The sequence below is a fragment of the Lacinutrix sp. MEBiC02595 genome, from assembly GCF_053601555.1.
Map to the genome: position 1 here is coordinate 1 of NZ_JBSHNU010000107.1, position 305 is coordinate 305.

General features: G+C 43.6%; 1 protein-coding gene. It reads left to right on the top strand.

From position 1 onward, the window contains the following. Positions 1-305, top strand: a 305-nt coding sequence (locus tag ACVCZW_RS00505; RefSeq protein WP_452231361.1) for a hypothetical protein, incomplete at both ends; no start/stop codon positions are given.

Genomic DNA, 305 nt, shown 5'->3' on the forward strand with positions numbered 1-305 from the left:
CGTATACTATTCCAGGAGTACCAGCAGGAACAGTAGATATCGTAGTAGATACAACTACTTTACCAGCAGGAGCAAGTTTAACAGAAGGAACAGAGCCAACATCAGTAACGGTACCAACAAATGGTAGTGTAGATGCAGGAACAGATGGATATACTACAGCAGGAACGGTAACCGGAACCGTATATAACGATGAAGATGGTGATGGAACACAAAACGGAACAGAAACGGGATTCACTTCTCCAGTAACGGTATTTGCAGATTTAGATGGCAATGGTGTATTAGACGCAGGAGAGCCAACAGCAACA